Source organism: Bacillota bacterium (genome assembly GCA_036504675.1).
Taxonomy (GTDB): domain Bacteria; phylum Bacillota; class Sulfobacillia; order JAJYWN01; family JAJZPE01; genus DASXUT01.
In genome coordinates, this window is sequence record DASXUT010000065.1 from 16,032 (window position 1) to 27,147 (window position 11,116).

The following is an 11,116-nucleotide window of genomic DNA, read 5'->3' on the forward strand; positions in this document are numbered from 1 at the left end:
GCGACCGCCGGGACGTACGTCCCAGCGGTCGTTCTTCTTTCCCGCCGGCTCGGGCTGGGTGGGCTGGATGGGACTGGGAGTGCGGCCGGGTTAAGAGTGCGGCAAGGACGCCGCCGGCGCGGCTTCTTTGTTCTTCCCGAGGCGCGGCTCCTTAGGCTCGGGCGCGGGCGGCTCACCGGCCTCCGGGGCCTGCCCTTCCCTGGCCTGCCCCAGGCGCTCTTTAGAGGCGAAGCCGACGTAGGTCTGGCCGTTCTCGGAGAGGGCCAAGCGAACGATGCCGTCGGCGATGTCATAGAGGTCCCCCGCCATCGGGCTGATATTCAGTCCTAGGGATTCCTTGGCCTCGAGAAGGTCGACGACGAAGCGGTGGTGCGGATAGGCGTAGGTGAGCCGGTAGGCGATGGCCCGCGCCTGCTCGGCGGCAACCCCGCGGCGGAGCAGCAGCCGTTCGGCGTACTCACGGCCGATGTCGAGGACCCGGCCCCATCCGCCGAAGTCCAGCGGTTCGATCCGGGAGATCATCGGGGAGATGAGCTTCTGGACCAGGTCCGCGGCGCGATCCATGGCGTCGTTGAGGGAGACCGGGCAATCGGAGTTGTTGAGGGTGTCCGACATCGCCAGGGCCCGCGTCCCGAGGGCGTAACCGCGGATGTACTCGACACTCTGATAGCCATCCAGCGCGGACATGGATTTCCCCGGATCGCGCGGGTCGGGCACCTCCGCGTCAAGCGGCCCGAGTTCGGCGATGGGCGACATGACCACCTCGTCGGCGGAAAGGCAGAAGAGGGTCGCCGCGCTCCTGGCCAAGCCCGGGACGAAGACTCGGAGACTCTTGGCGAACTGTCTCAGGACCACGGCGGCCTTGTAGGCGCTGTCCACCGAACCGCCCTCAGATTCGAGGATGAGGTCGATGTCCTGCCGGGCATTGAGAACCTGGCCGAGGGTAGAACTGCACTCGCTCAGCATCAGCTCAGGAAGGTCGGGTCCGAACTGGCCGACGAGGACGAAGGTCCGCCGGGCCGTGGCCTTCTCGAAACGGGTGATGAAACCGTTGAGCTTCCTCGAGACCTCGGTCGGTTCTCCGGTCATCTTGGCAACAACCTCCTCGTGCTAGCACGGCGTATCTCGCCGCTCGGCGATGCCTGCTGCAAAAGCCGTCAATGACCGACCGATTTCTCCGGGACGGCTACCCTCTCCTCCGTTCGGGCCCTGGAAACGCCCGACATTATGGGCTTTGTGACGACATATGACGCCGTGCATCCGCGAAGCTTGTCCGAATCCGTCTCTAGAAAGCAGCCTCCCAATCCTCCAACCCCGGCCCGTCTTCGAGGACGGGTTTCACCGCCCAGCGCTCGAGGCCGTCAGGTACCACCTGGGTCTCGACCAGCAGGGAATCCCGCCGGTAGGTGACGGTCAGCCGGGCCCCGGGAAGGGCCGTATCGACGACCTTCCGCACGTCGCTGAAGTAGGCCATCTCCTGGCCGCCGAGGGCGACGATCTCGTCGCCGGGCCTCAGACCGGCCTTGGCCAGGCACCCATCGGGGTCGAGTCTGGTGATCGTCGGCCCGGTCTCCGACCTGGCCCCGAGGGTCGCCGCGACGCTTTCGGCGACGACCACGCCCAGGTAGGCCCGCTGCTGCTCGGGGTGGTAGCCAATGTCAAAGGCCTGTCGGAGGGAGTCGACCGATATGGCGAAGCCCAGACCCTCGACGCCATCACCGGAGACCTTGTGGGTCACCAGGCCGATGAACCCGCCCCCGGCGTCGACCAACGGTCCCCCGCTGTTGCCCGGGTTGACCGGGGCATCGGTTTGCAGGTAGGCATAGCCGCTCCCGTCGACCTCGCGGTTCTTGCCGCTGAGGACACCGACCGAGACGGAATCCCGGTAGCCGAGTGGGTTGCCGATGACCATCACCCGGTCGCCGATGTCGACGGCTCCCGGGTCACCCCAGTCGATAGCCGGCGGCAGGTCTTCCCCCTCGATCTGGACGCAGGCGTAGTCGAGGTCGGCGTCACTGGACCAGAACTCCCCGTTGAGGACTCGCCCGTCGTGGAGGATGACGAGGATCTCCGAGTAGCCCTCGACGACGTGGCCGTTGGTAGTCACCTGGGCCTCGGCCCCGTCCTCGGATTTCCAGGTGATCACGCCGGTCCCGCGGCTGTAGCCGGTGTCGCCGAACTCATCCTCGGTCTTAACCACCAGGCTGACCACGGACGGCCTGACCAGCTGGTAGACCTCGGCCGGGGCAAGGGCCTCCTCGGCCGCCCCGGCCCGGACCTCGAGGTCGAGCACCTTCCGCTCCAGGTCGTCGAGCCTAGCTCGGAAGTCGGTGTGGACATCGATGGCCGCCGTGGTCTCATCATACTCCAGGTTGGCCCCGAGGGCCTCGGAGAAAGCCCGCAGCGGGACCAAGGTCGTCCCGTCGATGCTGATCGCCGGGACGGCCCCCTCGACCGCCAGTCCGTCGACGGTCACGCCAACCACTGGGTATCCGGCATAGGTGGCGGCCCAGGCGGGGCTCGGGGTGGCCAGGATTAGGGCGGCAAGCAATAGGGCGATGAAGGCGGTGCTGATGGCTCGTGGCTTGGGCATGGGGTGACCTCCAAAGGCTTCAGTACTGGCAAAACATAAAGAAGCCGGCTCACACCGTGTATCGGTCTGAGGCCGGCTTTTCTTGAAGCGGATAGGACACCTTGGAATACATGGGATACAGAGGAAGAATTTTGGCGGGAGTATGTGGGAATCGAACCCACCGCCCGCGGGATCACCGCAGGCCGCCGGCTTTGAAGGCCGGGAGACCCACCAGGACCCAGCTACCCCCGCGAAACCTTGATGCCTACTGAAATCCTACCACAGCGCCGAGACCGGGGCAAACCTGCCGAGCGATCTACGAGGCGATCTTCCGGCCCAGTTCCCGAGCCTTCCTCAGGGCCGCCTGGTCCTTCTTGACCTCGCCCTTATCGTGGGCCACCGCCACCACCGGCTCGAAGAACTTCATTTTCAGGTACTCGAAGGCGTCGGTGAACATCTCGATCGTCGGATGGGCGGTCTTCGGTTCCTCGTCGCCCATCGCCACCACCAGGGCGGCCCGCTTGCCGGCCAGCTTGTCGTGGCGGCCGGGAAGCCCGTACCAGCGGTCAACCATCAGCTTGAGTTGGGCCGAGGGACCCCACCAGTAGACCGGGGTAGCCAGGACCCAGACGTCGGCCTCGAGGAGCTTCCCATAAAGCTCCTGCATGTCGTCGATGTTGACACAGCCCTCGCCCTTACGGGCCGGCTTCTGGCACGAGTCGCAGCCCTGGCACGGCTTGATGGTCAGCTTGTTGAGCCGGACCTTTTCCACCGTCGCGCCGGACTCAGTGGCCCCGGCGAGGACTTCGTCGAGCAAGAGATCCGAGTTCCCCCCGACCCGGGGGCTGCCGGCAAACCCGATGACTCGCGTCGCCATCCCCTCCTTCGTCAGTTGACCCCTAGATGAGGACGTCAGTTGCCTCGTCCAGGGGTCACTTGGACAGGAGGGGCCGAGTTTCCTTCCGCCGAGGCTATCCTTCCGACGCCGGCGGGCTACCCGATGGCCGGGGCGATCCTGGCCTTCAGGGCTTCCTTGGGGACGGCCCCGACGATCTTCTGGTTGACCTCGCCGCCCTTGAAGACGATCAGGGTGGGAATGCCCATGATCCCGTAGTCAGCCGGGGTCTTCGGGTTCTCGTCGACGTTCATCTTGCACACCTTCAGCTTACCCTCGAACTCCTCGGCCATGGCCTCGACGGCCGGGGCGACCATCTTGCACGGCCCGCACCAAGCGGCCCAGAAGTCGACCAGCACTGGCGTGTTGGCCTTGAGGACCTCCAGCTCGAAGTCGTTGTCGGTGACGCTGAAAACGTTGGCCATGGTCTATTCCTCCTCTAAGTGCTTGCCGGCCATCATCGCGGCCACCGCCCCGTCGCCGACGGCCGTCACCACCTGGCGGAGGGGCTTCTTGCGGACGTCGCCGGCGGCGAAAACCCCACGGGCCGAGGTCAGGGTATCCTCGCCGGCCAGGACGTAGCCGTGATCGTCCAGCTTCACCTGGTCCTTGAGCAGGCTGGTGTTGGGGGTCAGGCCGACGTAGATGAACACTCCGGCCGCCGGCACGGTGGCGGTGCCGCCGGTCTTGAGGTCGCGGACGACGACCCCCGTCACGGACTGCTCCCCCTGGATCTCCTCGACCACGGAATCCCAGATGAACTCGATCTTCTTGTTCGTCCCGGCCCGCTCCTGGATGACCGACGCCGCCCGGAGCTTGTCACGCCGGTGGACGATGCTGACCTTCTTGGAAAAGCGGGTCAGGAAGAGGGCTTCCTCAACGGCGGCGTCCCCTCCACCGACGACGACGATGGCCTCATCCCGGAAGAAGGCGCCGTCGCAGGTGGCGCAATAGGACACGCCGCGGCCGCGGAACTCCTCCTCGCCCTTGACCCCGAGCTTTCGCGGTTCGGTGCCGGTGGCCAGGATGACCGTTCGGCCCCGATACTCCCCTTCGTAGGCCTTCACGGTCTTGGGATCGGACCGGAGGTCGAGCGACTCGATCTCGGTCTGGATGATCTCGGCCCCGAAGCTCGTGGCCTGGCGTTCGAAGGCCTGGCCGAGATCGGGCCCGCCGATTCCCTCGGGGAAACCGGGGTAGTTCTCGATCTTGAAGGTGGTCGCCGCCTGGCCGCCGGCCATGCCCCTTTCCAGGACGGCGACGGTCAGATTCGAACGGGAGGCGTAGAGGGCGGCGGTCAAACCGGCCGGGCCGCCGCCGATGATCAGGACGTCGTAGACTTTCTCATCAGCCATTCTCGGTCAACCTCATCTCGGAAAAGATGGGGGGCTAAGGCTTCGGACAACAGGGAGCGCTCGGTCGGGTTGGTCACGAGAACTTCATCAGGATGCTGACCGCCCGCTCGAGGCCCTCGCGCCCCGACTTCCCCTGGGTCATGTCCTGACGCATACACTTCTCCATGTACTTGCCGATGACCGCCATGCCGACCTTGTTGATCGCTTCGCGCATGGCCGCCAGTTGGATGATGACTTCCTCGCACTCGCGCCCCTCGGCGAGCATCTTCTGGAGCCCCCGGGCCTGGCCCTCAACTCGCCTGAGCCGTTTTATCAGGGCTTCGGCCGGACCCCATTCTGGTTCATCGAGCACTGGTCCGGCACCGTCATCAGGCGTGGTGAAGCCCACGGGCGACGCGTCACCACCCGGGGCCGTCGGCGGCCCTGGCCGCTTCCTGGGCATCGTTTCTCCCCCGTTCGGCTCTAGTGCTTATACCCGGTAGGGTATGACCAGAATCATGATAACACCGCCTGCCGTGCCTGTCAAGGACTCCAAGCTTTGCCATTGTGGCCGGTCTTCGGCCCGGCCCGGGGGCCAAAAAAAGGCGCCTCGGACCTAGGCTTTCCTGGTCGTCGGCGTGGTTATCCGAGGCGGTTCCGGTCGTTCACCTAGCCTTGGTCCTGGCCCGCCGGATGGCGGCTTCATGGGCCCGGGTTTCGATGCTGTTGTCGAGCGGTCTCAGGTCGGCCTGCCCATACCGGCGAAGGAGGCCTTGCTTGAGCAGATGGTCGGTGATGGCCGGGTTCTTTGGCAGGAGCGAGCCGTGCAAGTAGGTCCCGATGGTGTTGCGATAGACAACCCCTTCCCCGCCGTCCTCGCCGTTGTTACCGTAGCCGAGCACGACCCGGCCCATCTCCTTCAACCCCTGACCGAGATAGGTCTGGCCGGAGTGGTTCTCGAAGCCTACCACCGTGGTCAACGGGCCGAAAGCGTCGGTCTCGACGATGACGTTGCCGATCAGCCGCTTCTTCCCGGCGACGGTCCAGAGATCGAGGACGCCGATGCCGGGAACCTGCTCCCCGTTGGCCGTCTGATAATACTGGCCGAGGAGTTGGTAGCCGCCACAGATGGCCAGGAGGGCGACGGCGTCCTCGACCGCCTCCGCCAGGGCCGACCCCTTGACCCGCTGGAAATCGAGGCAGATCAGCCTCTGCTCGCGGTCCTGGCCGCCGCCGATGAAGACGATGTCGTAGCCGAGGAAGTCCGGCCGGTCGTCCAGGGACACCTCGTCGACGATGGGATCGAGGCCGTGCCACTCGGCCCGACGCCGAAGGGCGATGACGTTGCCCCGGTCTCCGTACATGTTCATGAGGTCCGGATAGAGGTGACAAATCCTGATCTGAGGGCCGATGGCGATCACCCCTCATGCCTGCCAGAAGGGCCTGGCGTAGCCCATCCTCTGGATCACCCGGCGGACCTCGAGCATGGCCGTGTAGGTCGGGAGGACGTAGAGGGTCTGCCCCGCCTCCACCCGGCCCAGGGCGAGGGCCAGGGCGGCCGAGATGTCCTCCTCGACCGAAATCCTATTCGTCTCGACCCCGGCGTATTTCAGGCGAACCGCCATGTCTTCGGCTCGGATCCCCGAGGTCACCACGAAGTCTATCTCAGCATGAGCCGCGGCCAGTTGTTCGAAGTCGACATCCCACAGCCAGGAGACGTCGGTACCGTCGGCATAGTTGTCGTTGATCGCGATGACCAGGCGCTTGGCCCCGCGGTCGCCGAGGACGGTCCGGACCACTTCGTTGAACCCGACCGGGTTCTTGACCAAGGCGATCAGGACGCGGCGACCGTCGACGTCGATGGGTTCCATTCGGCCGAAGGAACTGGAGGCCTCGGCCAGGCCCGATCTGATGGCCTCGGGGCCGGCCCCGGCCGCCAGCCCGGCGGTGGCCGCGGCCAGGGCGTTGTAGGCGTTATATAGACCGGGCAGGGAGATGGTCAGGTCCAGTTCGGGTCCGTCCGCGGTCCGGACGGTCAGCCGGCTGCCGCTGACCTCATCGAGTTCGATGGCCGTCGCCGCTACGTCCGGCCGCGGCCTGTCCCGTCCACATCTCGGGCAACGGTACTTGCCGAGATGGGCGTAGTAGTAGACCTTATAGTCATAGGGCTCTCCGCATTCCAGGCAGTGCTTGGCCTCGCGGGCCTGGACCATCCGGGGGGCCCCCTGCCGTTCGTCGTCGATTCCGTAGTAGACCGCCGGGATGTCGACGTTCCGCCCAATCCCCGCCACCAGAGGGTCGTCCGCGTTGAGCAGGAGGCGGGCCCCGTCGTCCAAACGGGCGGCGCCGCTGCGGACGAGCTCGACCGTGTGGGCCAGCTCGCCGAAGCGGTCCAGTTGATCGCGGAAGAAGTTGGTCACCAGCAGGATCCGCACCGGGAGCTCCGAGACCGCCTTGGGCACCGTCGCCTCGTCGCATTCGACCAATCCGATATCGGCATCGAGGCGCCCGCGCCAATCGGTGGCGTCGATGAAGGCGGCGGTGACGCCGGTGATGAGGTTGGCCCCCGACCGGTTATGGACGACCTTGAGACCGGCGGCCCGAAGGACCCCGGCGATCATCCGGGCGGTGGTCGTCTTGCCGTTGGTCCCGGTGACCAGAATGACCCCCTTCGGCAGGCCGGCCGACAAAGCCCCGAGGATGCCGGGGGCCAGCCGCCGGGCCACGGTCCCGGGGAAGGTCGAGCCGCCGAGCCCCAAGACGCGGCTCAGGCGGATGATCGACTTGGCGAGCCAGACTGCGACCAGCCCGCGTGGGCCCAGGGGGCCCTCGATGCGCCTACTTGGGGCCAAGGGTAGCCAACTCATAACCGGCCTCTAGGAGAGCTTGGATGATCACCGGCAGGGCCTCGGCGGTGGAAGCGTGGCCCGCGCTGTCGTGCATCAGGACGATGGCGGTGCGACGGCCCTTGACCGCGCCGATGACATTCTCGGCGATGGCCGCCGCGTCTGGCTTGGAGGCGTCCGTGTCGGCGCTCGAGACGTCCCAGTTGTAGACGGTGTAGCCGTTGTCCGCCAGGACCGGGTAGTATTCGGGGGTGAAGTGGCCGGAGGTGCCGCCCGGGGCCCGGACGATGGCCGGCGCCGACCCGGTCACGCCGGAGATGACCGACTCGGCCTTCTTGACCGAGGCGAGGAACGCCGCCGGTGAGGCGTAGACGGTCGATTGGTCGTGGTCAAAGGTGTGGTTGCCGATGGCGTCGCCGTCCTCGGCCATCCGTTTGACCAGGTTCGGATAGCGGCGGACGTTCACCCCGATGACGAAGAAGGTGGCGTTGACGCCGTAGTCTTCGAGGGTCTTGAGGACCTGGGGGGTGACGGCGCTGGGGCCGTCATCGAAGGTGAGGTAGACCACCTTCCTCCCCTCCGGCGCCGGGCGGGCCGCCCCCGGGGCTACCGCCGCAAGGGGTAACGGGCGGTCGGAGGCCGGTTTGGCGGCGGTCCCCCCAGTCGGGGTGGCGGCCTGCCGAAGGTAGGCCATCTCCCGGGCGATGAAATCGGAGGGGATGGCCGGCTGGGCGGCCGGCGGCCCGTCGGTGATCAGGCGGCCCTGGAACCAATCGGTGAAGTCACGGCCGGTCAGGCCGATGGTCGTCAGTGACAGGGCCGGCCCGTCGAGGTGTTCCCCCGGCCCGTATAGACTGATGTAGTCCAACAGGTCATTGAGGCCGACGACCCCGGCGGTACGTTGCCGGAGCTCAAGCCCGAGGGCCAGGAAAAGGGCCTCACCGTGGCCGGGTGATGGCTGGTCGGGGGTGGGGCCGCCGGGTAACGGCTGGTCCGTGGTGGCGCCCAGGCTTTGAAGGTAGGACTCGGCCCGCTCATCGTCGACGCCGGCCTCGACCGAGGCCAGGCTATAGAGGGCAAATCCCCGGACCCAGCCCGCCTGGTCGGGGCCGAGGTCCCAGGGGAAGAGTGACCGCCAATACCGAGCCGCCAGCTCGACCGGGTCGCCCGTCGGGTCGAAGAGGGTCAGGTGGTCGCGCGCGCCCAGGCCGTAGGCTCGACAGAGCCGGGCCAACTCGACCAGGCCCCGCGGCGGGTCGTTCTTCTGGTTGGACCCGCCCGGCACATAGACGTCGACCGGCTTTTCTCCAACCCACAGCCGCCAGCCGCGCAGCCCGACGGCCGGACCCACGATCAGGACGCCGCGGCCCGACAACAGGTCGCCGGCAACGTAGGCCGCCGGTCCGGTGGGGCTGCCATCCTCGGCCGGCTCGGCCGCGATGGTGACCCGACCCAGCCTGACCACGCCCCCCAGGCCCGCAGCCAGGTCGGACAAGTCGGCCCAGGACCAGCCCGCGTCAAGAGGCGGGCTCTCCCGGCTTGGCGAGGATGCGGACCACGGCGGCGAGACGGAATAGGTGACGACGGCGGCCTTGCCCGCCGCCAGCCTCAAGGGCGATAGCGTACCGGCATCGTCGACCGGAGGCAGGACCTCCAGCGCGTCCGCGGGTGTGATTTCCAGGACCGAGGCCCCGCTCGGCAGCCTGACGGTGATCACGGCCCGCTGCGGGGCTTTGAGGGTCAGGGCTACTCGCACGACCCCGCCAGGCACTACCGCGAGGGCATACTCGGCGGACCCGCTCGATGGGGCGCCGGCCGTGACGGCGGCGGGAGCGGCGTCGACCGCGGGTGACCCAAGGAGCCCGACGCTACCGACCAAGAAGGCCGCCAAGACGGCGAAAGCCCGGTGTTTCAGAGCTTTCGCCGATGATCTGCGAGGTTGAGACAAGCCCCATGCCCCTTTTCCGCTAAATCCTGGGATTTATCGGTTAAGGGTATGCGGGGCTGGGGTTGTTTATACGCCGGGGAGGATGGTCGGGTTGGCCTCGTTGGTCCACGCGCGGCGGCCGGCCGTATTCGGGGTCTTGCCGGTCGAGGGAGCCCTCTCCGCGCAGGCGAGAGGGCTCTTTGTTATGTCCCGTGGACGACCCTCATATCCTTTCTCGAGGTGGTCTGCCATGCGCGAAACCCTCAAGAAGGCGGTTGAAGGGCTCGTCAAGACGGCCCGCAGCCTGCTGGTGGCGGTTCTGCTGATCCTTCTGGCGGCCGGCACCAGTTACGCCGTGAGCACGTGGCTGATGGTCCAGGAACGCCTCGATCGCCAACAGGAGATCGAGCGGCTCAGGGCCGAGGTCGTGGCCCGGTTCGCCCAGTTCGAGACAGCTAGATCGGCGTCCGGGGCACCGGCGGCCCCGGGTGCGGTGGGGGGCCCAGGGGCGGGGACCGACGAAGGTGGGATCGGCGCTCCGGCCGCTTTCGAGACCTTCCGGGCGGCCACCGACCAGCGCCTGAAGGCCCTGGAGGAGACGATAAACCGCGGGCTTGGCCGGCAAAGCGAAGAGGGACAGCAACTGAGGCTGTCCCTCGAGGTCAAGACATTGCTCCTTAAGGCCAAGGCCGAAGTCCTTCAAGTCCAGTTGGACCTGGTCGAGGAGAACCGCGGCGACGCCCGGGCGGGCCTGGCCCTCGCCGGGTCGACCATCGACCAGTGCCTCAGGGTGGCCCCGGTCGCGTTAAGGACCGACCTGGACGAAATCGCCCAGATGATCGCCACCAGCCGAGCCGACCTACTGACCGGCGCGCCAACGGCGGTCGACCGGATCAGCCTCCTCTGGCACCGCCTGGGGATGCTGGTCGGCGACTTCGCCAATCCCTAGCCTTTCTTCCGGCAGTCGGCACAGTAACCGTAGACCCTCAGGGTGTGGTCGACCACGGTGAAGTCGGCCTTGCGGGTGATCTCCGCCTCGAGCTTGTCGAGGAGGTCATCCCCGAATTCCTGGATCCGACCGCACTGGACGCAGATCAGGTGATGATGATAGTGGCGCGGCTCGGCCGCCGCCAGTTCGTACTGGCCGCGCCCGGCCCCCAGGTCGACTCGGTGGACCAGACCGAGGTGCTCGAACAGGTCCAGGGTGCGATAGACAGTGGCCAGGCCGATCTCCGGATGGTCGCCCCGCAGTCGGGCGTGCACGTCATCGGCCCCGAGGTGCTGCCCGTGACTGGCGGCCAGCACTTCGAGGACGGCCAAGCGCTGCGGCGTCAGGCGTGAAGAGCGCTTCGCCATCAGCTCCCGGACCTGACCGATAAGGGTCTCGTCCATCGGTGATCCCCCGCTCCCCCCCGGCCTGGGCGCGCGTGGCCGGCCTCAAGCCGAGGCCTTGGCCAGCGCGTAGAGGCGGTATATGTCGTCCATCAGCCCGTGGATGGCGATGGCCACGCCGATGTCGCCGCTGAAGGCCAGATTGCCGTC

Annotated in this window: 11 protein-coding genes and 1 tRNA gene; 1 reads left to right on the plus strand and 11 read right to left on the minus strand. The window is 67.0% G+C overall.

Translation table 11 applies throughout. The features are described from left to right. Positions 1-90 precede the first annotated feature (90 nt). The 10 genes from VGL40_04915 to VGL40_04960 all read right to left on the minus strand — a co-directional run bounded on the left by VGL40_04915 (position 91) and on the right by VGL40_04960 (position 9,526). Positions 91-1,089: a hypothetical protein gene (locus VGL40_04915; GenBank protein HEY3314608.1), complete on the minus strand. Its 999-nt coding sequence runs from the start codon at positions 1,087-1,089 to the stop codon at positions 91-93. 196 nt (positions 1,090-1,285) lie between these two features. Continuing rightward, entirely contained in the window at positions 1,286-2,593 is a 1,308-nt protein-coding gene (locus VGL40_04920; protein HEY3314609.1) for a trypsin-like peptidase domain-containing protein, read from the minus strand. 132 nt (positions 2,594-2,725) lie between these two features. Further along, positions 2,726-2,822 (minus strand) — tRNA-Sec (locus tag VGL40_04925). Positions 2,823-2,888: 66 nt separating this feature from the next. After that, positions 2,889-3,449 (minus strand): flavodoxin family protein, encoded by a 561-nt coding sequence (locus VGL40_04930; protein ID HEY3314610.1) that lies wholly within the window; start codon positions 3,447-3,449, stop codon positions 2,889-2,891. A gap of 116 nt (positions 3,450-3,565) precedes the next feature. Then, positions 3,566-3,892: a thioredoxin gene (gene trxA, locus VGL40_04935; protein ID HEY3314611.1), complete on the minus strand. Its 327-nt coding sequence runs from the start codon at positions 3,890-3,892 to the stop codon at positions 3,566-3,568. A 3-nt stretch (positions 3,893-3,895) separates the two neighbouring features. After that, entirely contained in the window at positions 3,896-4,822 is a 927-nt protein-coding gene (gene trxB, locus VGL40_04940; protein HEY3314612.1) for a thioredoxin-disulfide reductase, read from the minus strand. A 73-nt stretch (positions 4,823-4,895) separates the two neighbouring features. After that, positions 4,896-5,264 carry a metal-sensitive transcriptional regulator gene (locus VGL40_04945; GenBank protein ID HEY3314613.1) on the minus strand — a complete coding sequence of 123 codons (369 nt, stop codon included), beginning with the start codon at positions 5,262-5,264 and terminating at the stop codon, positions 4,896-4,898. 202 nt (positions 5,265-5,466) lie between these two features. Then, on the minus strand, positions 5,467-6,222 hold the full coding sequence (locus tag VGL40_04950; protein ID HEY3314614.1) for a glutamine amidotransferase: 756 nt from the start codon (positions 6,220-6,222) through the stop codon (positions 5,467-5,469). Positions 6,223-6,225: 3 nt separating this feature from the next. Beyond that, positions 6,226-7,653: a MurT ligase domain-containing protein gene (locus tag VGL40_04955; protein ID HEY3314615.1), complete on the minus strand. Its 1,428-nt coding sequence runs from the start codon at positions 7,651-7,653 to the stop codon at positions 6,226-6,228. After that, a complete protein-coding gene (locus VGL40_04960; protein HEY3314616.1) occupies positions 7,640-9,526 on the minus strand; it encodes a polysaccharide deacetylase family protein in 1,887 nt (628 codons plus the stop codon). The genes VGL40_04955 and VGL40_04960 overlap by 14 nt, the downstream gene beginning before the upstream one ends. 298 nt (positions 9,527-9,824) lie before the next feature. On the opposite strand from VGL40_04960, the gene VGL40_04965 reads away from it, so the two are divergent. Beyond that, positions 9,825-10,523 (plus strand): hypothetical protein, encoded by a 699-nt coding sequence (locus VGL40_04965; GenBank protein HEY3314617.1) that lies wholly within the window; start codon positions 9,825-9,827, stop codon positions 10,521-10,523. Here VGL40_04965 and VGL40_04970 read toward each other — a convergent pair. Continuing rightward, positions 10,520-10,966 (minus strand): Fur family transcriptional regulator, encoded by a 447-nt coding sequence (locus VGL40_04970; protein ID HEY3314618.1) that lies wholly within the window; start codon positions 10,964-10,966, stop codon positions 10,520-10,522. The two genes, VGL40_04965 and VGL40_04970, sit on opposite strands and share 4 nt — an antisense overlap. Between the last annotated feature and the right edge of the window lie 150 nt (positions 10,967-11,116).

What these genes read in the sequence shown, in the direction of transcription:
- VGL40_04915 (HEY3314608.1), bottom strand. Translation starts at nt 1,089, where the DNA reads ATGACCGGAGAACCGACCGAGGTCTCGAGGAAGCTCAACGGTTTCATC.
- VGL40_04930 (HEY3314610.1), bottom strand. Translation starts at nt 3,449, where the DNA reads ATGGCGACGCGAGTCATCGGGTTTGCCGGCAGCCCCCGGGTCGGGGGG.
- VGL40_04945 (HEY3314613.1), bottom strand. Translation starts at nt 5,264, where the DNA reads ATGCCCAGGAAGCGGCCAGGGCCGCCGACGGCCCCGGGTGGTGACGCG.
- VGL40_04920 (HEY3314609.1), bottom strand. Translation starts at nt 2,593, where the DNA reads ATGCCCAAGCCACGAGCCATCAGCACCGCCTTCATCGCCCTATTGCTT.
- VGL40_04970 (HEY3314618.1), bottom strand. Translation starts at nt 10,966, where the DNA reads ATGGACGAGACCCTTATCGGTCAGGTCCGGGAGCTGATGGCGAAGCGC.
- trxA (HEY3314611.1), bottom strand. Translation starts at nt 3,892, where the DNA reads ATGGCCAACGTTTTCAGCGTCACCGACAACGACTTCGAGCTGGAGGTC.
- VGL40_04965 (HEY3314617.1), top strand. Translation starts at nt 9,825, where the DNA reads ATGCGCGAAACCCTCAAGAAGGCGGTTGAAGGGCTCGTCAAGACGGCC.
- trxB (HEY3314612.1), bottom strand. Translation starts at nt 4,822, where the DNA reads ATGGCTGATGAGAAAGTCTACGACGTCCTGATCATCGGCGGCGGCCCG.